Origin of the sequence: Corynebacterium poyangense, assembly GCF_014522205.1 — a bacterium.
Classification (GTDB): domain Bacteria; phylum Actinomycetota; class Actinomycetes; order Mycobacteriales; family Mycobacteriaceae; genus Corynebacterium; species Corynebacterium poyangense.
Genome location: NZ_CP046884.1, coordinates 877,981 through 901,963 on the forward strand (window position 1 = coordinate 877,981; position 23,983 = coordinate 901,963).

At 51.5% G+C, this 23,983-nt stretch carries 23 protein-coding genes and 1 tRNA gene; 18 read left to right on the top strand and 6 right to left on the bottom strand.

The genetic code is table 11. The features are described from left to right. Positions 1–8 precede the first annotated feature (8 nt). The 11 genes from mfd to GP475_RS04205 all read left to right on the top strand — a co-directional run bounded on the left by mfd (position 9) and on the right by GP475_RS04205 (position 11,064). A complete protein-coding gene (gene mfd, locus GP475_RS04155) occupies positions 9–3,713 on the top strand; it encodes a transcription-repair coupling factor (RefSeq protein ID WP_187975778.1) in 3,705 nt (1,234 codons plus the stop codon). 46 nt (positions 3,714–3,759) lie between these two features. Continuing rightward, the gene (locus tag GP475_RS04160; RefSeq protein WP_187975383.1) at positions 3,760–4,368 is read left to right on the top strand and encodes a MazG nucleotide pyrophosphohydrolase domain-containing protein; all 609 of its coding nucleotides are present in this window, start codon (positions 3,760–3,762) and stop codon (positions 4,366–4,368) included. A 274-nt stretch (positions 4,369–4,642) separates the two neighbouring features. Next, complete coding sequence (locus GP475_RS04165) at positions 4,643–5,029, top strand: CPBP family intramembrane glutamic endopeptidase (protein ID WP_187975384.1); 387 nt, start codon at positions 4,643–4,645, stop codon at positions 5,027–5,029. 84 nt (positions 5,030–5,113) lie between these two features. After that, the gene (locus GP475_RS04170; RefSeq protein WP_187975385.1) at positions 5,114–5,476 is read left to right on the top strand and encodes a hypothetical protein; all 363 of its coding nucleotides are present in this window, start codon (positions 5,114–5,116) and stop codon (positions 5,474–5,476) included. Positions 5,477–5,529: 53 nt separating this feature from the next. Further along, on the top strand, positions 5,530–6,291 hold the full coding sequence (locus GP475_RS04175) for a lytic transglycosylase domain-containing protein (RefSeq protein ID WP_187975779.1): 762 nt from the start codon (positions 5,530–5,532) through the stop codon (positions 6,289–6,291). A 140-nt stretch (positions 6,292–6,431) separates the two neighbouring features. Continuing rightward, positions 6,432–7,709: a phosphopyruvate hydratase gene (gene eno, locus GP475_RS04180; protein ID WP_187975386.1), complete on the top strand. Its 1,278-nt coding sequence runs from the start codon at positions 6,432–6,434 to the stop codon at positions 7,707–7,709. Between the two features lie 98 nt (positions 7,710–7,807). Further along, positions 7,808–8,410, top strand: coding sequence for an FtsB family cell division protein (locus tag GP475_RS04185; RefSeq protein ID WP_187975387.1), 603 nt, complete (start codon positions 7,808–7,810; stop codon positions 8,408–8,410). Between the two features lie 5 nt (positions 8,411–8,415). Further along, positions 8,416–8,976, top strand: coding sequence for a DUF501 domain-containing protein (locus GP475_RS04190; RefSeq protein WP_187975388.1), 561 nt, complete (start codon positions 8,416–8,418; stop codon positions 8,974–8,976). Then, a complete protein-coding gene (locus tag GP475_RS04195) occupies positions 8,977–9,930 on the top strand; it encodes a Ppx/GppA phosphatase family protein (protein WP_187975389.1) in 954 nt (317 codons plus the stop codon). Between the two features lie 49 nt (positions 9,931–9,979). After that, positions 9,980–10,053 (top strand) — tRNA-Leu (locus GP475_RS04200). 192 nt (positions 10,054–10,245) lie between these two features. After that, positions 10,246–11,064 (top strand): Bax inhibitor-1/YccA family protein, encoded by an 819-nt coding sequence (locus GP475_RS04205; RefSeq protein ID WP_262485233.1) that lies wholly within the window; start codon positions 10,246–10,248, stop codon positions 11,062–11,064. A 146-nt stretch (positions 11,065–11,210) separates the two neighbouring features. Here the strand turns inward: GP475_RS04205 and GP475_RS04210 are convergent, their stop codons facing one another. Together GP475_RS04210 and GP475_RS04215 are read right to left on the bottom strand one after the other, a co-directional pair. Then, positions 11,211–12,929: an AMP-binding protein gene (locus GP475_RS04210; protein ID WP_187975391.1), complete on the bottom strand. Its 1,719-nt coding sequence runs from the start codon at positions 12,927–12,929 to the stop codon at positions 11,211–11,213. Between the two features lie 436 nt (positions 12,930–13,365). Next, positions 13,366–15,147, bottom strand: coding sequence for an oleate hydratase (locus tag GP475_RS04215; RefSeq protein WP_187975392.1), 1,782 nt, complete (start codon positions 15,145–15,147; stop codon positions 13,366–13,368). A 392-nt stretch (positions 15,148–15,539) separates the two neighbouring features. On the opposite strand from GP475_RS04215, the gene GP475_RS04220 reads away from it, so the two are divergent. The 3 genes from GP475_RS04220 to GP475_RS04230 all read left to right on the top strand — a co-directional run bounded on the left by GP475_RS04220 (position 15,540) and on the right by GP475_RS04230 (position 18,577). Further along, positions 15,540–17,252 carry an AMP-binding protein gene (locus GP475_RS04220; protein WP_187975393.1) on the top strand — a complete coding sequence of 571 codons (1,713 nt, stop codon included), beginning with the start codon at positions 15,540–15,542 and terminating at the stop codon, positions 17,250–17,252. Between the two features lie 38 nt (positions 17,253–17,290). After that, complete coding sequence (locus GP475_RS04225; protein WP_224400044.1) at positions 17,291–18,352, top strand: GDSL-type esterase/lipase family protein; 1,062 nt, start codon at positions 17,291–17,293, stop codon at positions 18,350–18,352. A gap of 66 nt (positions 18,353–18,418) precedes the next feature. After that, positions 18,419–18,577 (top strand): hypothetical protein, encoded by a 159-nt coding sequence (locus GP475_RS04230; RefSeq protein WP_187975395.1) that lies wholly within the window; start codon positions 18,419–18,421, stop codon positions 18,575–18,577. A gap of 76 nt (positions 18,578–18,653) precedes the next feature. Here GP475_RS04230 and GP475_RS04235 read toward each other — a convergent pair whose 3' ends face one another. The 3 genes from GP475_RS04235 to GP475_RS04245 all read right to left on the bottom strand — a co-directional run bounded on the left by GP475_RS04235 (position 18,654) and on the right by GP475_RS04245 (position 20,310). Then, a complete protein-coding gene (locus tag GP475_RS04235; RefSeq protein WP_187975396.1) occupies positions 18,654–19,133 on the bottom strand; it encodes a hypothetical protein in 480 nt (159 codons plus the stop codon). A 38-nt stretch (positions 19,134–19,171) separates the two neighbouring features. Then, positions 19,172–19,693, bottom strand: a complete 522-nt coding sequence (gene greA / locus GP475_RS04240; RefSeq protein WP_187975397.1) for a transcription elongation factor GreA — start codon at positions 19,691–19,693, stop codon at positions 19,172–19,174. Between the two features lie 173 nt (positions 19,694–19,866). Beyond that, positions 19,867–20,310 (bottom strand): DUF4307 domain-containing protein, encoded by a 444-nt coding sequence (locus tag GP475_RS04245; protein WP_187975398.1) that lies wholly within the window; start codon positions 20,308–20,310, stop codon positions 19,867–19,869. A gap of 158 nt (positions 20,311–20,468) precedes the next feature. On the opposite strand from GP475_RS04245, the gene mca reads away from it, so the two are divergent. Genes mca through GP475_RS04265 form a run of 4 tightly spaced genes read left to right on the top strand, consistent with a single transcriptional unit; the run spans position 20,469 to position 22,973 of the window. Further along, positions 20,469–21,344 carry a mycothiol conjugate amidase Mca gene (gene mca / locus GP475_RS04250; RefSeq protein WP_263479359.1) on the top strand — a complete coding sequence of 292 codons (876 nt, stop codon included), beginning with the start codon at positions 20,469–20,471 and terminating at the stop codon, positions 21,342–21,344. A 15-nt stretch (positions 21,345–21,359) separates the two neighbouring features. Then, the gene (locus GP475_RS04255) at positions 21,360–21,638 is read left to right on the top strand and encodes a hypothetical protein (RefSeq protein WP_187975399.1); all 279 of its coding nucleotides are present in this window, start codon (positions 21,360–21,362) and stop codon (positions 21,636–21,638) included. A gap of 25 nt (positions 21,639–21,663) precedes the next feature. Then, positions 21,664–22,434, top strand: coding sequence for an isoprenyl transferase (locus GP475_RS04260; RefSeq protein ID WP_187975400.1), 771 nt, complete (start codon positions 21,664–21,666; stop codon positions 22,432–22,434). A 5-nt stretch (positions 22,435–22,439) separates the two neighbouring features. Continuing rightward, positions 22,440–22,973, top strand: coding sequence for a flavodoxin domain-containing protein (locus GP475_RS04265; protein ID WP_187975401.1), 534 nt, complete (start codon positions 22,440–22,442; stop codon positions 22,971–22,973). On the opposite strand, the gene coaA is transcribed toward GP475_RS04265, so the two are convergent. Further along, positions 22,970–23,896, bottom strand: a complete 927-nt coding sequence (gene coaA / locus GP475_RS04270; RefSeq protein WP_187975402.1) for a type I pantothenate kinase — start codon at positions 23,894–23,896, stop codon at positions 22,970–22,972. The genes GP475_RS04265 and coaA overlap by 4 nt on opposite strands. Between the last annotated feature and the right edge of the window lie 87 nt (positions 23,897–23,983).

The following is a 23,983-nucleotide window of genomic DNA, read 5'->3' on the forward strand; positions in this document are numbered from 1 at the left end:
CCACCCCGATGCTGGCTGGATTGCTGAAAACCGCGGCCACTGACCCCGGATTGAAGGGGATTACGCAATTACTGTCTGAAGACAGTGTTCATCTCACTGGGTTAGATCAAGTGCGCCCTTGGGCTATTGCAACTTTGGCGCAACGATCTGACCACCCGGTGCTCGTTGTGACCGCTACGGGACGCGAAGCTGAGGACTTAGCGGCGGAGCTACGGGCCATGTTGGGGGGTCGCGTGGCGTGGTTTCCCTCCTGGGAGACTCTTCCCCATGAGCGGATGAGTCCGGGGGTGGAAAGTGTTGGGCACCGCGCAGAAGTGATCGACCGGCTACAACGCGGCGACGTAGACGTCGTACTATCCGCTGCGCGTGGGGTGTGCCAACCCATGGTTGATGGGGCAGCGGGGACCTCCGTGATAGAGCTCCGTGAAGAGGAGGAATACCAGTTAGAACAGCTTCAGCAGGATCTAACCCTGCGTGGTTATCGACGAGTAGATATGGTGGCTCGGCGCGGTGAATATGCGGTACGAGGTGGGATTGTCGATATTTTTCCCACCACGCTCACTCACCCAGTTCGGATTGAATTTTGGGGCGACGAAATAAGCGAAATCCGGCAATTCGCGGTAGCTGACCAGCGTACTATTGCTGAACTGGAACTCAGTGACGTCCGAATCTATCCAGCGCGGGCATTGCCTATCACACCGGAGGTAGCTGAGCGCGCTGGGAAATTGTTAAGTCAACATACGGGGAACGCCACCTTAACGGAGATTCTGAGCAGAATCAGTGAGCATGTTCCTGTTGAAGGTATGGAGGCACTTATCCCAGTGCTGTCCGACACCCCGATGAAAACCTTGGTTGAGGAACTTCCTCAGGGCAGTCATGTAGTGGTGTGTAATCCCGAAAAGATTCGGACCAGGATCACTGACTTGTCAGCCACGGACCAAGAGTTCTTGGATGCTGGGTGGGAAGCTGCGGCGATGGGAGCCCGGGGGCCGGTAGCTGCTGAGGGGCTGGATCTGAGCGCCTCGTCCTATCGAAGCTATGAGTCACTGGAAAAAAGAGCAGCGCGTGGTGGGGTAGCGTGGTGGACTTTTACTCCGCCGGGGATGTTTGTGGGGGATGATTCCCATACCGTTCCGATGACTTATGAACCGGGGCCTACTCCACGCGGAGATGTCGCAGAAATTCAAGTCCTGATGGATATGCTGCGAGCCCACGTGCAGTCTGGTGGACGGGCTGCTTTTATTGCTCCCACCAGCGGTGCGATCACGAGAATGGTGGATCGTTTTGCAGAGCAGAGAATTCCCACCAAGGTGGCTACGCCTGGGTGGCAGCCAACGCCGGGCGAGGTCACGCTCTATCAGGCATTATCCCATGCAGGGTTAGTGTTTCCGAAAGTGCGTAAGCACCGCGAAGCGGAAGCACTTCCCCTGGTAGTCATTACCGAAACTGACCTGACTGGCAACCGGGTAGGTGACATCGCAGGTGCGAAACAGCGTCCCGCTAAGCGGCGGAATCGGGTTGATCCCTTAGCGCTGAAAACAGGTGACTATGTAGTCCATGAAACTCACGGCATAGGCCGATTTTTAAAGATGGCGGAGCGCACCTTAAAAACCGGAGATGCCACCTCACGGCGGGAATATATTGTCTTAGAATATGCCTCTGCCAAGCGTGGACAGCCTGCTGATCAGCTATGGGTTCCGATGGACAGCTTGGATTTACTCAGTCGCTACACCGGTGGCGAGGTGCCCAAATTATCGAAAATGGGCGGTTCAGATTGGAAAAACACCAAGCGTAAGGCGCGCGCAGCTGTGCGGGAGATTGCCGGGGAGCTGGTTGAGCTTTATGCCAAGCGGCAGTCCGCACCCGGGCATAGCTTTGCTCCAGATTCCCCGTGGCAACGGGAGATGGAAGATAATTTCCCCTTTGTTGAAACAGAAGACCAGATGCTGGCTATTGATGCCGTGAAGGCAGATATGGAAAAACCCATTCCTATGGATCGGGTCATTGTTGGCGACGTCGGTTACGGTAAAACCGAAGTAGCGGTGCGAGCAGCTTTTAAAGCGGTCCAAGATGGTCGTCAAGTGGCTGTGTTGGTTCCTACTACTCTGTTAGCTCAGCAGCATCTGGCAACTTTTAGCGAAAGGATGGAGGGTTTCCCGGTCACTTTGAAAGGGCTGTCGCGATTCAGCACAGCTCGAGAAGCTAAGGAAACCATCAGAGGGTTAGCCGACGGCAGCGTCGATATTGTGATCGGTACTCACCGTCTCCTACAGACGGGTATCCAGTGGAAGAATTTAGGCTTGGTCATTATCGATGAGGAACAGCGATTTGGGGTGGAGCACAAAGAACACATCAAGGCGCTGCGGACTCACGTCGATGTGTTGACGATGTCGGCGACCCCGATTCCGCGCACGCTCGAAATGTCTATGGCTGGGATTCGAGAGATGAGTCAAATTCTCACCCCGCCAGAGGACCGGCATCCGGTGTTGACATACGTCGGACCTCAAGAAGATAAGCAGGTTGTTGCTGCAATCCGGCGCGAGCTTCTTCGTGACGGCCAAGTGTTTTTCATCCACAACAAAGTTGCTGACATTGAGAAACGAGCCAGGCAGCTGCGGGATCTGATCCCCGAGGCCCGAATCGTGGTGGCTCATGGGCAGATGAGCGAAGAGGTTTTAGAAAACACCGTTCAAGGATTCTGGAACCGAGAATACGACGTCCTGGTGTGTACCACCATTGTGGAAACCGGCTTAGATATTGCCAATGCCAACACGTTAATTGTGGAGAATTCCCACCACATGGGTCTTAGTCAGTTACATCAGTTACGGGGACGAGTTGGTCGATCTCGTGAACGGGGGTATGCCTATTTCCTCTACCCGAAAGATGTGGTCTTAACTGAAACTTCTTATGACAGGCTGGCGACGATCGCCCAAAATAACGAATTGGGTGCGGGGTTGGCAGTCGCTCAAAAAGATCTAGAAATGCGTGGAGCAGGCAATGTTCTAGGCGCAGAACAGTCCGGACATATCGCAGGTGTGGGGTTTGACCTCTATGTACGTTTGGTGGGTGAAGCGGTAGAAACCTACCGAGCGTTGGCCCAGGGTGAGATTCTCGATGCGACGGAGCAGGGGCCGAAGGAAATCAGGATTGATTTGCCAGTTGATGCCCATATCCCGGAGAAATACATCAACTCTGAACGACTTCGCCTCGAAATTTACCGGAAACTAGCTGAAAGTCGAGAGGAACGAGATCTATGCCAAGTTGTCGAGGAAATGCAGGATCGGTACGGTGCGCTACCAGAGGAAGTGGAGCGACTCGTGCAGGTATCTCGCTTACGCCATGTGGCGAGGAAATTAGGAATTAGCGAAATCGGAGTTCAAGGTACACGGCTGAAAATTCATCCGGTAGAGCTACAAGATTCTGGTCAGGTCCGGCTGAAGCGACTATTCCCGGCTGCCACCTATCGGGCAGCAGCCAAGGTCGTGACCATACCCCAACCCAAAGCAGGACGCGGACATATTACTGATCCGTTGTTGCGCGATACCGACGTAGTCCAGTGGGTAGCCGATTTTATGGCCCAGCTTTTTAACGCTCAAGGAGTAGTGGTCACAACAGGTGAGAATAAGGTAATTGAGCAGCCATCTCGACCCCACGGCCAGAGACAAAGTACTCGACGTCGTAGTGGTAGAAGGATCATTTCTTTCTCCGAGTAGCAATCAGGTTTAGACCTGCTGGCTCAACCTCTCTACACTCACTAGCATGACGGTACTTCTCCTCGATCCCCGATGGCCTACCCAGATCCCCTTAGAGGGGTTAGCTGCTTTGCATGCTCCGCTCAGCTATACCGGAGAAGTTCCCATCGCTGTGCGGTGGCATTTAGCTGATGTTGTGGATCCCACGGAGCTGGGGAATGGAACTTTGGTGAGTACCGATCCTCATGATCCGGAGTTAGTGGACCGCGTGGCCCGGGGTGAGCGGCTCATAACCGCTCCTAGCGTGGAGGATCCGATTCGGGAAGCCCGGGAAGTTATGCACCGGGCCTGCACTCTAGGGGAGTGGGAAGCCCACCAGACCCACCGCAGTTTGCTTCCTTACCTTCAGGAAGAAAGCGATGAATTTCGCAAAGCAGTGGAAACTAACGCCAGTGACGAAGAACTCTGCCAGGAGCTCGGCGATCTCCTGCTCCAAGTGCTTTTTCACGCGGAACTCGCTAGCCGCCGAGGAGCTTTTAGCTTTGACCAGATTGCGTTGAGTTTCATCACCAAAATGCGTCGACGCTGCCCCTATCTTTTTGATGGAACTACTGTTCCCGTGTCAGAGGAAGAACAAATCAGGCTATGGCTCGCCGCTAAAAACCAAGAGGAATGATCCGGCTAGCGAAGCCACACGGGGTTTTTCTTTGCCCTACCCTAAGGCAAGTCCTGAAAATCTGCTGTGAGTTTCTCAGGAATTCGCTGGATCCCAGGTCGCACCGGGTTTCAGCGGATTTTTCATGATATTTTGTCGTTGTACCACAAGCCAGGGGGGCACTTTCATCATCTCTTTCTAAGGACGTGATATGCCGACGTATTCTGCACCTACCTTATCTAAGGTTTTCCTTGCCTTCCTGATCTAATCGCTGATCTTTAGCCTCGGGATCAGATTGCTTGTTCCCCGTTTCTCTGATGAAGGCCTAGGGCTCACGATTGTCACCGTTGTAGCTTTAATTCCTATTCTTCTTCTCATCAGCCGCTCGGAACTGACCTTAGATCTTCGCCCTGGCTGTCAAAGAATTGCCCCTAAAACTGTCATCCTTGTGGCCTGCTTGACTGCGGCAATCTTAGTCGTCGGTGGAGCAATGGCTGCTATGGTGGAAAAACTCTTTAGCACAATGGGGGTACACTTCGGAACGGGTCTAGGTCAAGAAAGAAACCTCAGTTTCTGGATAGTGCTGTGCAGTTGTGTTGTCGCCCCCATTGCCGAGGAAATCGCCTGGCGAGGTGTGATGCTTCGTGCTCTTGCCCCTTGGGGGAAAACCGCTGCCGTGTAGTTATTTGCCCTGGGTTTCGGGCTAACCCATCACGATGTTCTCCAAGGAATCTCAGCTATCTGCGCCGGGCTTCTTTTGGGATGGGTGGCATGGCACCACGGAGTAATCTACGCCAGTGTGGTCTATGTCTTCTTGAATTCATGGAATACCTTCGCCCGGTGGGCGGCGGCACCCGATTCCGACTCCCGGCAACTTCACGTAGGTAATACAATTGTTGCTCTGGTCACTCTCCTAGCCCTTGTTACCGCCATCTGTTGGCTGATTGCAAAGCTGTGGGCTCGACGCCGGGCTAGCCGTAACTACGCTGCTCGTGACCTTAAATCCAAGCATCCTCACCAGCTAGATCCTCAACCTGAGCCTCTCCGCTACTTTTGGAGACAACCGTTGTTGTGGTTACTCATCGCCCTCGAAACCGGATTAACTATTGTCGCCATGCTGGGGTCCTGAGAACGGAATCGGTAGGATCGTCTACCGTGGCTAGCAGAGGACTCAAACGTGCAATGGGATGTGGGTGTGGCACGATCTTGGCAATCATCACACTCATTTCCTTTGTAGGTTGGGCTTTATCCATGATGGATGGTTCCCCACCCATGAGGCAATATCAAGCGGTGCCAGATCATGTTCCACCAGATCCTGGGGCAGCGGTGCCACAAGTAGAGATCCATCAGGGGGGACGTCCGGCCAACGCTTTGGCGTGGTGGGCGGATCCCATTGCTGAACGTACTAATATTCCGCCTCAGGCTTTGCGTGCCTATGCGTATGCTGAACTATATGCTGCCGAAGCATGGCCAAATTGTCATCTGAAATGGAATACTCTCGCTGGGATCGGTCAAGTAGAAACTCGTCACGGAACCTATAGCGGCCGGATGTTCGGGACGGCCTCGTTGGATGAGAATGGGGTAGTGCATCCCCCGATAATCGGTGTTCCCTTGGATGGATCTCCGGGCTTTGCTCACATTCCAGATACTGATGGTGGGCAGCTTGATGGTGACCCCGTTTATGATCGGGCGGTAGGGCCGATGCAATTTATCCCGAGTTCCTGGCGTCAGTACGGTATGGATGGCAATGGTGATGGGGTAGCTGACCCCAACCAGATTGATGACGCTGCCTTGACTGCGGCACATTTGCTGTGTACTGAATCTGATTTAGCTACGGCGGACGGATGGACGTCGGCCATATCTTCTTATAATCAGTCGACAAAATATACTCGCGATGTCAGAGATGCGGCGAATTCCTATGCCTTGGAGCAGCCCGCGGTATAAGAAATTTCCGGTTGAGTCCGAATGTGACCGAATAGGCATGACGCGGGAAGCTAAAACATGGAACAATGATAAATAGAGGTGCTGCGCATCCGGCGTAGCGCTGAGACGTTCGCTCTCGAGAAAGTAACTGAGGAGAACACATGGCTGACATCATCCACATCTTTGCGCGTGAAATCATGGATTCCCGCGGAAATCCCACCGTTGAGGCAGAGGTCTTCCTCGATGATGGATCACATGGACAGGCCGGCGTGCCTTCTGGTGCGTCTACGGGCGTCCATGAGGCACATGAGCTGCGTGACGGTGGGGACCGCTACGCAGGCAAAGGTGTGCAGAAGGCTGTGAGCAATGTCAACGAAAAGATCGCTGATGAATTAGCTGGTATGGAAGCCGATGACCAGCGTCTCATCGACCAGGCAATGATTAAGCTTGACGGTTCTGCTAATAAGTCTGAACTAGGCGCTAACGCCATCTTGGGTGTGTCTATGGCTGTGGCCAAGGCTGCCGCTGACTCTGCGGGTCTGCCGCTTTATCGTTATATTGGCGGCCCCAACGCACACTTGCTGCCTGTTCCGATGATGAACATCCTCAACGGTGGCGCACATGCTGATTCCGGTGTTGACGTCCAAGAATTTATGATCGCTCCGATTGGTGCAGAAAGCTTCTCCGAGGCACTGCGCATGGGTGCTGAGGTCTATCACTCGTTGAAGTCCGTCATTAAGGCACAAGGGTTATCTACCGGATTGGGCGATGAGGGCGGGTTTGCGCCTTCGGTCGAATCTACCCGTGCCGCTTTGGATCTGATCGTTGAAGCAATTGAGAAAGCTGGGTTCACCCCTGGTAAGGATGTAGCGTTAGCTCTCGACGTGGCTTCTTCTGAGTTCTACGACGATGGCGTCTACAAATTTGAAGGCGGCGAACACAGTGCCGAAGAGATGGCCAAGGTATATGGTGAACTAATTGACAATTACCCCATTGTCTCCATCGAAGATCCGCTCCAAGAAGATGACTGGGATGGTTACACCAAGCTCACCGCAGAAATTGGTGACAAGGTACAAATTGTGGGCGATGACTTTTTTGTCACTAACCCAGCTAGGCTCCAAGAGGGGATCGAGAAGAAGGCAGCTAACGCGCTGCTGGTGAAGGTTAACCAAATCGGCACCTTGACTGAGACGTTCGACGCCGTCGAGCTAGCTCACCGCAATGGTTACCGCACCATGATGTCCCACCGTTCCGGAGAAACTGAAGATACCACTATCGCTGATCTGGCAGTAGCTCTAAACTGTGGACAAATCAAGACCGGTGCTCCGGCTCGCTCGGAACGCGTTGCTAAATACAACCAACTACTCCGGATTGAGCAAGAGTTAGGTGACGCCGCTGTTTATGCTGGACGTTCTGCCTTCCCCCGGTTCCAAGGTTAAAGCCTGAACTAAGGATTGCTTGTCGTTTTTACTCCCCGCGCCACGCGCTGTGGCCGGGGAGTAATTTTTTGGGATCGCCGGGGTAGGATCAAGACATCATGGAAAGCAGCAACACTCAGACGTCGAAATCTCTTCGGGGGCGCAGCACCGTCCCGGTGGCTAGCCGTGACCGTGCCCGGGAGCGGGAAAGAAGATCGGCCGAGGCTGCGAAGCAGGGGAAGAAACGACAACGCCAAAAGCAGCGGATTGGATTTCACCCCACGGTCATAGCTGCATTGGTTGTCGTCGTCATTATTATGCTGTTGCTAGTGGCGAAACCGTTGGAGAACTATTATCAACAGCGAAATGAAATAGCTCGGCTCCAAACTTCGATCAGCGCGAAGCAGCAAGAAAAAGCGCAGTTAGAAGAGGAAATCAAGCGATATGATGATCCGGATTATGTTCGGGAACAAGCACGAAACCGCTTGGGGGTTATTGAGCAAGGAGAAACTGCTTTTCGCGTGCTAGATCCGCGATTGCAGCGGGAATCCGCGGGGCAAATCAGTCAGCGAGAAGAGGAATCGAACCGAACCTGGTACTCAGTGTTGTGGGATTCGGTCACTGAGCCAGCCACTCCGGAAGAAGCCCAAGGAGAACCTCCAGCCGACGACACCGATACGCGTATGCCAATTCAGCCGGACCCGGCAGCCGTGCCACAATAGGGGACATGACTGTAAGTCCTGAAGATCTCATGGTGGTAGCTCAACAATTGGGACGGCAACCACGTGGTGTCCTCGATATTTCTTATCGGTGCCCGGATGGTGCTCCTGGTGTGGTCAAGACGGCGCCTCGACTACCAGATGGAACTCCATTTCCTACCCTTTATTATCTGACTGACCCTCGACTAACGGCAGAAGCATCGCGGCTAGAAGTAGCCCATGTTATGCCGTGGATGACTAAGCGTTTAGAACAAGAACCTGAGTTAGCAGAAGACTATCGTCGGGCCCACGAATTCTATTTGACTAAGCGTAACGCTATTGAAGACTTAGGAACTAACTTTTCTGGCGGTGGAATGCCGGATCGTGTGAAATGCTTACATGTTCTTATTGCATACGCCCTGGCGGAAGGCCCAGAACGAGTCCGCTTGGGAACTGAAGCTGTGGCTTTGGCGGCAGATCATGGAGGATTGCGAGGAACCGCAATACCGGAAACTTGGCCTCGGTGCGCAGATCTAGAGATAGATCCCTACATGTTTGACTACTCGGATGCTGGGCAAGGAGTTCTCTAAGTGACCAAATTAGCGGCAATTGACTGCGGGACCAATTCTATTCGGCTCCTCATCAGTGATATCTCTTCTGGATCACCTCAAGAACTCCACCGAGAAATGCGTATTGTCCGCTTAGGACAAGGGGTCGACGCTACCGGAGATATTGACCCTCAAGCGCTAGAACGTACCCGCCTCGCATTAGCGGAATACCTCGAACTGATGAAACAGGAAAATGTGTCAGCTGTGCGGATGGTGGCCACCTCAGCTATGCGCGACGCTTCGAACCGAAACGAGTTCTTTGCGATGACGGCCGAACTCTTGGGCCAGATCACTCCCGGAGCTCAGGCTGAAATAATCAGTGGTGAAGAAGAAGCACAGTTGTCTTTTCAGGGCGCAGTTGCTGATCTACCACCCGAGGATGGGCCCTTTTGCGTTATTGACTTAGGAGGGGGTTCTACCGAATTTGTGGTGGGCGAACATGACGGAGGCCTGAAAGCAGCACATTCTATTCAGGTGGGGTGCGTCCGTGTGACTGAACGGATTATGCGGACAGATCCGCCTACTGACATGGAACAAGAAATAGCTCGAGAATACGTTGATGAGCGGCTCCAACGCGTCGAGCTTTTAGTGCCTTTAGATCAGGCTCGCACGTTCGTGGGGTGCGCCGGGACATTTACCACCCTCTCGGCTCTTGCTCAGGGGCTGGAAAGCTATGACCCAGCGTTGATTCACTGTTCATCTTTACAGTTTGACGCGCTGAAGGTTTTGGTGCGTGACCTTATTGCGGAGAATGCAGCACAGCGAAGAAAACATCCTGTGGTGCACCCTGGGAGGGCCGATGTCTTGGGGGCTGGAGCACTGATAGTGTCTCGGATTGTGGCGATGATTCAGCGGTTGAGCAGCGTTGATCATTTTGTGGTGTCAGAAAAAGACATCCTTGATGGAATAATTCAGGGGCTGATGTCTAAGACGTAGAAGCCATCGATTACACTAATCGCGCGGATGAGGTTATGATTGTCCGCGGGCCCCCATAGCCCAATTGGCAGAGGCAGCAGACTTAAAATCTGCGTGTTGTCGGTTCGAGTCCGACTGGGGGTACTAAGGGAAGCTGGTTCTTAGAGTTTTATGCTGCTAAGAGCCAGTTTTTTCGTGGGGCGTGGGGCATAGACAACCAAGGTGACCGCGAAGCTGGAAAAATTTTCGAGCCGGGATGGAACTAAAACCGGGATCGTGGCGTTATAAAGGGTGAACCTAGAAACTTATTCTGACTCGAAAGGATCTGTGACCCACGTGCGTAGTAGCAACCCGGTCATGAAGACTCTTACCGCTCCACAGGGCCACGGTCGGCCAGATGCCTACCTCCAGGACCCTTATAGCCAGGCTTCTTATGGTCAGCAACAGGCGGGCACCTATGAGCGGCCCATGACTGTTGATGATGTTGTCACGAAAACGGGAATCACCCTCGGGGTGATTGTGGCTTTCGCCTTAGTCAATTTCGGTATTACTGTGGCCGGCTCCCCGCAAATCACCTATCTCTTAGCAATGGTTGGTGCCATTGGCGGTTTAATCACCGTTTTGGTGGCTACCTTCGGTCGTAAATTTGGCTCCGCAGCCGTCACGTTGATTTACGCCGGATTTGAAGGACTATTTGTCGGCGGGATTTCGGTGATTCTCAGCGGCTTCGGTTCCACCCGGGGTTTTGATGCGGGAGTCTTGATAGGTCAAGCAGTCTTGGGCACCATTGGTGTCTTCCTCGGTATGCTTTTCGCCTATAAGACCGGAGCAGTGAAAGTTACCCCGCGTTTTACCCGGATCTTAACGGCTTGTCTCATTGGAGTTGTGGTCCTGGCCCTCGGCAACGCTGTTCTCGCTATTTTCTTTGGCACCAACCCCTTAACCAATGGTGGACCATTAGCGATTATTTTCTCCCTAGTCTGCATTGGTCTCGCCGCCGCGAGCTTCCTGGTGGACTTTGATTCCGCCGATAAGATGATCCGAGCCGGTGCCCCCGCCAATTATGCTTGGGGAATTGCTCTAGGTTTAGCTGTCACCTTAGTCTGGCTCTACACCGAGATTCTGCGTCTGCTTAGCTATTTCCAGCAGCGCTAAATTCTCACTACCCTAAGGTGCCACACCTTTATAAAATCTCAAGCTCTCTTTGCAGGCCACGTCAAATAGTGGTGGTCTGAAAAGAGAGCTTTTGTGTGCGTCAGGCGCAGAACCTCAGACTATCTCGACTGTCCTTGAGCAGGTGGCTAGGAAGACTGCACCGAGGAGGGAAGCGGAGCTTGTTGGTTCTTCTCATCTGGTTCAGGCAATGCTGTACGAATCACCTTCCCTGTGGGTCCGCGTTCTAGTTCCTCAACAAAAATGATGTCTCGCGGAACGTGTGCATCGGACAGTTGACCTTTGATACGCTGACGAATCTCGTCAGGACTAATAGGGTGTTTGGTTGAGACAAAGGCTTGTAAAGCCTGTCCGGTCAGGGGATCTCCGACGCCACGCACGTGGGCGTCGGATATTCTGTCATCGCGAAGTAGCTCATCCTCTATTTCGATGGGATACACCTTCTCGGCGAACTGGGTAATTACCAGATCATCATCGCGTCCCTGAACATAGAGGCAATTTCCGATGCGATATCCTCGATCCCCCATGTAGTAGTAGCCATTTATCATATCGGCTTCAAAACGGGGATCGGTATAGCCATTGAATAAGTCAAAACACGACACAAGGATGGTGCCTTCTTGCCCATCGGGTAACTCGTTGCCGGCGTCATCAACGATTTTGATTTGTGCCCCGGGATAGATTTTTCCGGTCAGCTGGGGGTCATCAACAAGTTCTTGGGCGCCAGCGGCAGCTAAAGCGGAGGTTTCAGAGCTGCCGTACATACTGCACAACACAGGACCAAATTTCTCCGCAGACTGCTCAATCTCCACCGGCAACAAAGGACTCCCCGAATTCGTGATGAGTTTTAAGCCGTCATGGCGTTGGATGCCGTGATTATTCATGTGGGAAATTACGTTGCGGATGCGGGTGGCCGCAGAAACCCACATCGTCACGTCATAATCCCGGAAATCCTTCAACACCTGTTCCGGAGAAAAATGACGACGCGTAATCACCCGAGACTGAGTCAAAAACGAAAACCCCATATACGCCCACCCATACGCATGGAACAACACCGCCGTTAACAACACATCCATATTCCGCTCCAGCGGCATTGCTGCGACGACTGAAGCGAAGCCCTGTGGGGTAGGGACTTGACGTCGAACCACGCCCTTGGGAAGCCCGGTGGTGCCGGAAGTCATGACCACGTGCATACTCTTGTGGGGTTTCCGCGGAAGCTTTTCCTGAGGGTCAGCAGTGTCGATGACCTGTTGAAGGCTTTCAAAGATTCTTCCCTGGTAGGGGCCTGTTTCTACTGGTTCGGGTTCAAGATGCCCGAGAATGATTTCGCGTTGACGCGCGGTAGGAGTGATCCGGGGCAGGAATTCCTCGTCCACGATCAACACCTTGATGTCATGAAAATCAAGGTACTGCTCTATTTGAGTGGCTGACGCATTAGCGTTAATCATGAAGATGTTATAGCCAGCCATTTGACGGGCAGTCAGCGGTAAAATCGCGGCCCGCCCGTTTAACGCAAGAACCCCGACGTTAGCGCCTGAGTGATAACCGCGTTGATGGAAAGCCCGAGCTAGCCGGTCAGCTTGACGGAAAAATTCAAAATAAGTCAATTCTCCGTCATCATCAACCAGGGCCACCCGATCAGGAACCTGCCGGGCACCTCGCGCCATGATCGTGGCTTCCAACCCGCCCCACCGCCGAATATTAGCCAAATCCGCTTTAATGCTGCGCGGCCCATCAAAACTTATTAGTTTCCGTTGTAGAACTTTCCGGAGAAAAAACCATAATTGGCGGCTGATCTCTGACCGAGGGATGGCCCGTGGTACACGCGTGTTCATCGTATATTGGGTCATTTTCTCACCTTTGCTATGGACGTTTCTTCAGTGGGGGAAGCATTGTGTATTTAGTAAGACACATAAAACACCCGACGGCTGCCTGGCTGTTATTCACGATCTCGGGATGAGTAACGGCTCTCCTTCACAACTCTCCAAAAGATAAAACCTTGAAAGTGATCAGGTAGAGTCAGCTAAATTCGGGTGCCCACCGTGGTAGGAAGCTTAGCATGGGAATAGCAAATAATATTTATACCAAAATGGCAAAGCTCATTTACTATTAGGGGAGTAGTGGTGATAGGTCTTATAATAACGATATAAAGCGCCTTTATGGGTGCACGGGTAGACAAAAGCGCAGTTAGAAGAGGTGGCGAGATAGGTGCATAATTATTGCGAAATGTGCAAAAAAGAAGGGGTCATCTTCGCGTTGGAAGATGACCCCTAGATGTACTGCTGGTTAGCGCCCGCGCGGAATAATATTCTCGTAGTAGGTGCCTTTCAGCAGACGTCGTAATAACTTTTCTCCCGGAAGTTTTCCATCGCCCATAGCAGAGGCGGAATGGAGTAGTGAGCGGATGTCATACTGAGTCGGCCAAATCGGCTGGATATCGCGTTCCAAGCCTAACAAGCCATAGACTGCCATCTGAGCTGTTCTGGCTGAGCCCTCGGTCGTGAAGACACAATCATCGGGCGTTTCTACAAATTGTCCGGTAAAGCCCAAGTTCTTGGATCCCTCTGGGACCGGCCATGGGCGGTCGCCTTCACCGCGAGGGGTGAATTCGGAGGTGATGAAGGGCATCGTCGCGAGACGCACCTTGGACATAGAAATCACCTTGTCAACATCAGTGACACCAAAGTGATAGCAGAACTCCCTGAGCACCTCTTCTCCGGTGCACTCAAACATCGGCTTGTTCGTAACCGTGCCTTTTTCCCACCCCAATAAGCCATAGGCCCAAGCTACGCACAAGCCTTCTTGCTGGCCGGGGAATTGTGGCTGGCGGTGTACTGTTAACGAACACAGCCACGGAGAATCATCCGAGGTGATAATCCCTGCTGTCACGGTTTTTCCGCTAAATAGGTCACGCTGAGACAGCTCTCGGAGTTTCTGATTGAAGGGGTTATCGTACCCGCCATAAAAGTTGAAACTCACCGATTGCCACACAGTTTTCTCTGGGTCAGAACAAAAAACGTCTGGCTTGCCACAGTTAGGGACTTTTTTGGCGATGTTTTGCCACAGAGACCAGGCGGGTCCCGGGGTTTTCTTGAACTCCGCGGGGGTGTTCATGTCGCCATATCCGGTGGACTCGGTTAAAGAACCATTCGTGACAATGACAATATCCTGCGGACGAACCTCAATGCGATCTTTCTTTCCCTCGCGGGTCAGTTCTATTCCCTGAACTTCGAAGCTACGGCCAGAAACGAGAATGTCAAGGTCGTGAACGGTAGTGCGGTATTCAAAACGCACCCCCTTGTCCTTGAGATATTTCTCAAGCGGCTGAATAAAACTTGTGTATTGGTTGTACCGGCTGAAGCGCAGACAGGAAAAATCAGGGAAACCAGGAAGGTATTGTAGGAAACGGTGCATGTAGCGCTTCATTTCAGTCAATGATTGATAGTTCTGGAACGCGAACATGGAGCGCCACAGGGTGTAGAAGTTGGATTCGAAGAAATCCTTGTCGAACCAATCTTCAATTGTTTTGTAATAGGTCTTTTCTTCCTTAGCCATCAAGAGCTTAACTATTTTAAATTGAGATCGCTTAGACAAGCCCATAGACGGCCGGCCCTGGCGCTTGGTGGCCTGTTGAGAGATGATACGGCACAAGGAAACATTCGGGTCGTTTTCATTGTATTTACGAAATTCGTCCAGAACGCTATGGGGAGCGGGCATCTCAATAGCTGGAACATCTTTCATGATGTCCCAGAAACACTCAAAGTGTTGACCCATTTCACGCCCGCCGCGGGCGATGAAACCATCTTCATTATTTCCAGCACCATCGAAGGAGCCGCCTGATACATCACTTTGCTCTAAAAACGTTATGTTTTCACCAGGCATCTGAGCATCTCTAATAAGAAACGCAGCGCCGATTAAATTAGCTATTCCGCCGCCCACAAAATAGGCTTTTCTATTTTCGATATCTTTTGGAGCTTCGGGGGTTGAGTCTAGATACTTCCCCAAATCGTTTTGAACAAATTTATTTCCGAATTGATCCACTGGGAAAGTTCTTTGATAGTTATACATTGCAATCCTTTATTTCTCGATTGGGTGGAATAGTGAACTGGGTATTTAACCTTAATGCAACGGCGGTCTTCCAGGGTGTATATCGAGCAATGGTAGTGCTCAATGGCATTTTCAGGGTACACCGTGCAGCTGGAATGGTTGGTCTCCCTATATAGTTCTGTATAGAAACATTGGAGCTAAAAGTGATATCTGAAAATTCGGGTTGCTTCTAAAAAGAATAGACCTTAATAAAATGTCTAATTAAATAGTGATGTTTAATTTATGGCGTCACTATTTCTGTTTTTGCTATAAACGGGTTATGTAGTGTTCAGTATTATGTGTACCGATTATTTAAGAATGTCATTTTGTTCGCAAACTGAAAAATCGAATAACAGGCTGTTGAAAGTGAGACCATGGCTCAGTACACGTTGGGAACCCGGGTTGAACGCCGGATTCCAAAGTTGGAGGTTTATCGCCAACTGTGGTTCTTCCTGAAGAAGATGCGTGCCCGTAAACTCCTTGATTCTGGTGGAAAAGGAGAACTGAAGAAGGATTTGGCTAATATTCGGCGGTGGGGCGGGTTGGAAGCCACGATCATGGCGCGAGGTGCCCGGCAGGTTCCTGATCGGGTGGCCCTGGTTGATGATGACGGAGAATTGACTTATTTTGAATTTTTCCGTCAAGCTGACCGGCTAGCTCGGGCTTTCCATCAACGCGGTTATCACTCAGGCGCTAACGTCGGGGTTCTTGCGTTAAACGGGCGGGCCGCGATTTTACCGCTGACTGCCCGTCAAATGGCTGGCTATAACATCTTCATGATTAACGCTAATGCGTCAGCCACTCAAATAGAGCAGTACCTTGATTTTCATGACATCAAGGTGTTGATCGTGGACGAGGAATTCCTGCCCCGGATCACTCCTACCGCGCGTCAACGCGAAATCATTCTCGGGCATCTTGAACCCGAACCAGTAGAAACAGGCTCCCATGACGGTCGGGCATACGAATCTCTCGACCACGTGATTTACTGCGCCGATGTTTCGCTATCTCTTCCAGAGAAGCCGGCAAAAAGTATGCACGTGGTTATGACCTCAGGCACCACGGGAATGCCGAAAGGGGTAGTCCGCCGTCAATTGAACTCTCCTCAGGGCTTCGCCTCAGTAGCTGCCGCTATTCCGCTGGAGCGGAATATGGATGTGTTGTTAACGGCGGTGTTGTTCCATGCGTATGGGTGGGCGTATATGGGGTTTTCGTTTTTGACTCAGTCTCGGGTGATTACGCGTCGTCATTTTTCTCCGGAACAGGTGTTGAAGGATTTCCGGGATTATGACGTGACGATGTGGGTTTCTGCGGCCACCCGCATCCGCAACGTAATGAGCTATATGGACCAGATTGGTTGTAATCACCATGATGGGCTAAAAGTGATCACCAATTCGGGGAGTCCTTTGTTGCCGGTGGAGATTGAGCAGTCTGCGGAGAAATTTGGTCCTGTGTTGTGCAGTATGTACGGCAGCTCTGAAACTTCCGCAGTAGCTGTTGCTGGTGCTCAAGAACTTGTTGATGACCCTCAACTCACCGGACGGATATATCCGGGTTGCGTAGTGAAAATCTTCGATGAGCAGGGTCATGAACTTCCCGAAGGGGAAGAAGGAATCATCGCTATTTCCTGTTTTGATCTGTTCGCTGGTTACACTGATCCCTCTATTGAGGCAGATACTATTAATGGCTACTACTACATGGGTGATCGAGGTGTACGACGGGGGGATCGGCTCTATGTCCTAGGGCGGGCCGATGATCTAGTGATTACGCAATTCGCAGAAAAAATCTATCCGGTAGAGATTGAGGATGAGATTCTGCGTGATGAGCGGATAGCCGACGCCCACGTGCGTGGGGTGAAAGACCAGCAAACTGGGCAAGCATTGCGAGCCTATGTGCTGACCAAAGAATATGTGGAACCGGATGAAATTCGTCACCAAATACGGACGCGTCTTTCCCATGCACACGTTCCCCGGGACATAATTTATGTTTCGGACTTAGTGCGCGGTCCAACCGGGAAAGTTATTCCTCGTGAGTTGCCGGAACCTACGGAAGATAATCAACGTCCACTTCAGGTTAAGCCCTCTGCTTAACCCCCACACAGAATTCAAGGAGATATACCGTGCGTATTATGTCACGTTCTTTAGCAGCCTCAGCCGCTCTTGCTGTGGTCTGCGCTTTAGCTCAACCCATTGCTAGCGCGGATATTGTTAACCAGCCTTTTGCCTCTCCCGGTCGAGACGGCGTCACGATTGATACTCAAGCAGCGCTGAACCCGGATACATATCAAAATCCAGCCGAGCCTCAATCGGTTCAGCCAGGCAATATGGTGACGTTTGGTGACTCCATTATGGCGAATAGCACAGCAGGCGACGTGGTATTTTCCATGGCTACCAAGGGAGTAGCGAAGCAGGATCCGAAGAATCGTCAAATCATTAGTGAGATCAACCCCAACATTAATTCTCATGGTTGCGCCCAGGGTAGCCCGAGTATCCCGAAAGACGTCTCGGCTCAGCTGGGAGTACCACTAAATGACTATTCTTGTCCTGGGGCCGTGCTCTATACCGCTAATCAGGGCTTGATGACTATTTCTCAACAAGTCGATAATGCTATTAGCGATGGGGCATTAAATGACACCACTAAGTATGTCCTTATTCAAGGTGGATATAACGACATCTATAACAACTACTTGACCTTGACTGGTGAAGAAGCCAATGATGAGGCTATCGCGGCTGAAATTGGTCAGTCCACCCAGCGGGATCTTTTTGCGCGAGCAATCGATGATGTTATTAATCGCGTCAGGGTCAGTGCCCCTCATGCTAAGATTTCTTTGCTGGGGTACCACACCATCACCGATAACACCCCGGCTGGTTGGCAGTGCATTTACCATATCGGTGACGGCAGGGAAAACGAGAACGTATGGAATGCGAACGGAGCTTTCCCGGTGTTTTGGGATACTTTGGGTGAGGTCCATGTTCAAAAGTGGATGAGTGAAGCCGCGTCCCGAAATGGTGTGCAGTTTGTGGACCAGCGCGACTTCTCTGCTGGTCATGGCGAGTGTGCTGCTCCTCAGGATCGCTGGGTGGCGGGTATTTTGTTGGATACCACAACGGGTTCGCACAACTTGGCTCTGCACTTGACGGACACCGGTGTTCACGCTTTGAGTGGGCACATCGTTGAACAGATTAGATAGTTAAAAGTGGGGAAGTTCGACGTCTAAAGCGCTTTTCCCGATAACGAAGAACAGAAAGGAACCGTGATGGTTTTCTTTGATAACGTGCCTGCCCAATTCCAAGCACTTGCAGAGGCCTGGAATGCCGGAGTATTCAATGCTATGGCACAAATTGATGCGATTTCTGCTCATTTTCCTGCACAGTGGTCAGAGGTAATCCGGCAGCTTCATCAACTATGGGGTTAGTCGGAGATTAAACCCCACACCGGCAGGTAATCGTGCTGGTGAGGGGTTTTGAGTATTGCTATGAGTTCAGCGTCATCTAGTGGGTAGCCACACTGGCGTTGATGGCTTCACCATTAACTAGCAATTGCTGAAAAGCGCGTCCGTGGGAGTTTTGCTGGGGGTTAACCATTTCCACTGTGACATTCTTAGTGGTCTGGACCGCAGCTCCTGGCCGATCAGCAGTTTCCCGAGTGGCGGTTCCTGTAGCACCAGTATCCGTCCAGGACGTCCATTCGATGTCGACCAAGCGATCTGCGCCATCAGCACAGGTGAGGTATAACTCCTTAGGTTGGATCACGGTTTCACCGCCGCAGGTGGTGAAGACAGTGGTGCTGTTAGCTGAGTTCGTAGTTTCAGTAGTGCTGGTAGACCGTGAGGTAGTAGGTGCCGAAACGTGAGTTACCGTATCGATTTTCTGATCGGAGGGCTGTTGCTTTGGCGGGGAACAGGCGCTTAAGCTGAGCAATACAATGCTTGCGCCGACCACGATGGTCTTAGTGCTAAAACTGTGGGACATGGTGTTTGTTCCTTAGGGGTGGGAGGGGTAGAAAACTTTTAACGACTTCGAAGCGTAGCAGCCTTTTCGGAGTTATAAGGCTCGGCGGAAACAATAGTTACTGAAATGGTGTTGCCATTGGGGGCGGTGTATTCGCGTGTTTCTCCTTCATGAGCACCAAGGACAGCTGCACCCAGGGGAGAGTGCTCAGAGTAGGTTTCCAAATCCGGGTTATCAATGGCTGCAGCGCGGGTGCCAATGAGGAAAGTCTCTTTAGCACCTTTATCGCCGTTGTAATAGACGTGAACCACGGACCCAACGTGGGCGATACCTTCAGTGATGTTTTCACGTTCGGTCGTGGAGTTAGCGAGAATCTCAGAGATTTGCTTGATCCGGGCTTCTTCTTGATCCTGAAGCTCACGAGCTGCATCGTAGCCCGCATTTTCCTTCAGGTCGCCTTCTTCGCGACGCTCATTAATCTCAGCGGCAATCACCGGCCGGTTTTCAATTAAGGCATTCAGCTCAGCTTCCAGCTTGGCCTTAGTTTCCGGGGTAATGTACTGCTTCTGCTCATCTGCCATAGGTATGTAGACCTTCCGTGTTGCCAATGCTGGTCCCAGGAACCAGCAAGAACCTGGCACAAGATGACCCCGGGCAGTCCGGGGTTCTAGAGTGCAAGGTGAGGTGCAATTTTGTCAAAGATTCTAGCATGAAGCTTTGATTCCTTATCACGCACCTGTTCTCTACATTGTTCCTATTGCTGTAGGTGGGCAGGAAGAGACGTCGAGCATCCATAGACAGTACCGGAAACGGGGATGTCGTTACTGGGGATCTGAGTATGAATGCGTTGAGTTTTTTCTCCTCCGGAAGGAATAATCACCTCTCGTCGCCCCACCTCTGCGCGGTCATAGTTAAGAGCCGTCACAATGCAGTAGCTGGGGACATCCACATTCACCCGGGTTACGTCGATGTCCATGCTCAACAGGGAATCATTAACTCGTGAAAATCCCGCCATGCTTGCGGAGACATCGGCAGTCGTGTTTTTTTGCCGACTAAACCACAACACAGTCACCACGGAAAGGATCAATATGACGACGACCCCGATGACTAACCATTTTCCAGCAATGGTGCGGGATTGCGGCTGTGGATTCGGGGTCCCGTAGCGTTCGGGAGGAAGATTCCTGGTATCTCGAGGCATTGATCGTTGTCCTTCAGGAGGAGGGGTGCGTGAATATAAATGCGGCGTCCAAGGAGATATTTTAGCCTAGGCTTGACCAGCCCGATTAGACTGGATACTTATCGTGCCCGCTAGGGTAGGTGAACTGTCCACAATATGAGCACTGAACAATGTGGGGAATGAAAGATCTCGTGAGTAAGTATCGGATTTTAGCTGTCCATGCTCATCCAGATGATGAATCATCTAAAGGAGCTGCTACTTTAGCTCGTTATGCTGCCGAAGGGCATCGTTGCATGGTGGTAACCTGCACCGGCGGCGAACGAGGCGATATTTTAAACCCGGCGATGGATAAACCTGGAATTAAAGAAAATATGACCAAGGTTCGTCGCGAAGAAATGGCAGCTGCGGTGAATGCACTCGGGGTGGAACATCGTTGGTTAGGCTACGTGGATTCCGGCCTTCCCGAAGGAAATCCGCTGCCACCTTTACCTCAAGGCTGCTTCGCTTTAGAAGATAACGAGACAGTGTTACGAGACTTAGTGGGGATTTACCGGGAATTCCAACCTCACGTAATTATCACTTATGACGAAAATGGTGGATACCCCCATCCGGATCACCTCAAAGTCCACGAGGTTTCTATGCTGGCGTGGGAGGCTTCCGGGGATCCAGAGTATGCACCTGAACTTGGTGATCCGTGGACACCCTTGAAGCTGTACTACACCCATGGTTTTATTCGTCAGCGGATGCAGTTATTTCATGACTTATTGATTAAAGAGGGGAAAGCCAGCCCTTATGGGCCGATGCTAGAAAGATGGAAAGCTAATCGCGCTGACATCATGGCTCGAGTGACCACCCAAGTGCGCTGTGAGGACTATTTTGAGGCACGTGATGATGCTCTGCGAGCTCACGCCACTCAAATTGACCCTGCTGGGGCCTTCTTCGGAACCCCCGTTGAGGTGCAGCGTAAGCTATGGCCGACGGAAGAATTTGAATTAGCTCGTACCCGGGTGTCTACCGAATTGCCCGAGGATGACTTATTTGCCGGGATTGACTAAGGAGGAGCTCAAAGAATGCTTGATACGGCTATGGTTTTAGCGCAGCAAACGGAAAACGTTGGCCCGTTAGGGCCAGAGTTCGGCAAAGCATCACCCATCGGACTGTTGATCCTCGTGCTTCTGGCCGTCGCCGTCCTCTATATAGGATGGGCTTTCCACCGTCGCTTTTCGAGAATGAACCGCCGCCGTCTTTTTGCCGAGCAACACGGCATCGATCTTTTTGATGAAGATGCTTTAGATAAAGCCATGGAAGAAGCCGGGGTATTGGATCAACGGCGCAAACCGTGGTTCTAGACCTAGGAAGCTAAACTGAACCACTGTGAGGTTACTTTCCCGTTTGCTCTACCCGCTTTATGAAGCGCGTCTACGCCGAGAGCTGCGTGGTGCCCGGCAACCCCGTCACGTTGCGGTCATGTGCGATGGCAACCGGCGTTGGGCAAGAGAAGCTGGCTTTGATGATGTCAGCCATGGTCACCGGGTCGGTGCCCGGAAGATAGCTGAACTGGTGGAGTGGTGCCATGAAACTGATGTTGAGTTAGTCACTCTCTATTTGCTATCGACGGAGAATCTTCGCCGCGAATCCGCTGAGCTTAGCCTGCTTTTCGACATCATCGTAGATGTGGTATCGGAATTAGTAAGCGGTGAGAATAACTGTCGGGTCCGACTAGTAGGCGATTTATCCTTATTGCCCGAGAAGATTAGCACCCGACTCCAATCTGAAATTTCTAACACAGAGAACAACACGGGTGTTGCGGTAAATGTAGCTGTTGGCTATGGGGGGCGGAAAGAAATCGTTGACGCGGTCCATGCCGTCATTGACGAAGAAGTAGCATCGGGGACCGATATTCATGATTTAGCCGAAAAAATCACCGTGGATTCTATTTCTGCCCACCTATATACCCGCGGTCAACCTGATCCGGATTTAGTTATTCGCACCTCGGGAGAACAACGTCTGTCCGGGTTTTTAATATGGCAGGCAGCCTATTCAGAAATTTGGTTTACCGATACCTATTGGCCGGCTTTTCGTCGGATAGATTTTCTTCGTGCGTTACGGGAATATAGTGGTCGTTCTCGCAGATTCGGAAAGTAGCCCCCATGTCATTAGTCCTTCATCATTCGTGGTACGGGTCTACACGAGATTATGCTGCTGAATTTGCCCGCCGGATTGATGCTGAGGTGTTGCCTCTGTCCCACCTGCATCCCCAGCAACTCACTCAGAGATCTGATGGCAGTCCCATCGTGATTTTTAGTGCCATTCATGGGCCGACAATGCCCGCGATAGATTTTGTCCGACGCCATCCTGAGCTGGTCACCCTCCGTCCAGTAGCAATCGCCTGTGTGGGAATGACCTTGTTAACTGAAGCTCGTCAGAAGGATAAAATGGCTCGGAGTTTAGGCGAACTTGCGCAGAATGTAGCTCGGTTTTATCTTCCGGGTCGATTGTTATATTCAGAGTTATCCGCTAAGCACCGAATAATGATGACGGGTATAATTAGTGCGTTAAAGGCTAAACCATACCGTACTGACAATGAAAAAGCTATGATTGCCGGTTTCGGAAAGGATGTAGACCATACGGATTACGCAGAATTAGCCCCAATTGTAGAGTGGTATGACAGTAACTTCGGCTAGATTTTCCGCATCCTAACTTTTTGTACTAGATGATCGGAACCCTTTCTTAATACCAGTGATGCCCGAACTCGCGTAGGCAATATATTTTCCACCAGGTTCGGTAAGTTTATGGATTGCCAAATTTCTCTGGCTTCCATCGTAGCTATGGTGTCTTCCAGGTCTGCGTAGTGAGCGAAATGAGCGTCTGGTTCCCGGAACGCAGTATTCCGGAGTTTTAAGAAACGATCAATATACCATCGTTCGATATCCGCGGTTTTAGCGTCAACATACACCGAAAAATCGAATAAATCGGAAACCATGAGGGTTGGCCCAGTCTGTAAAACATTGAGGCCCTCCAAAATTAAAATATCAGGCTGGCGAATGGTTTGTACCGTATCGGGCAAACGATCATATCGGGTGTGGGAATAGACCGGAGCTTGGGCTTCTGGTTTTCCAGATTTCACTTCAGTGATAAATCGTAAGAGGGCTCGCTGGTCATAAGATTCCGGGAATCCTTTACGTTTCATAATCCCGCGCCGATTCAATTCAGCGGTGGGGTAGAGAAACCCGTCGGTGGTTACTAAATCAACCCGAGGGTGGGACTCCCAACGTTGAAGTAGCACTTGCAATAAGCGAGCGGTGGTTGATTTCCCAACAGCTACTGAGCCGGCGATGCCGATGATAAAAGGGACCCGTCCAGTAGGGGAACCAAGGAAGGTCTCAGTTGTTTCATTCAACTGCTGGTGGGCTGCTACCCGGAGGTGAATCAGACGACTGAGCGGCAGATAGACGTCGGATACCTCTTCCAAATTGATGTTTTCTCCGATCCCGCGGAGTTCGTAGACCTCTTCCTCAGTGAGAACCTGGGGCATAGACTGGCGTAGCCGACGCCACGATGCCCGATCAAAGTCAAGGTAAGGGGTAGATTCTGAGGATCGCGCCATTCTCCTATTGTGGCAGCTGTCTTGAAGGAGAGGACAACCGGGTATGATCACACATACCCAAAATGCACTCTCAGGAAGAAAGAAATA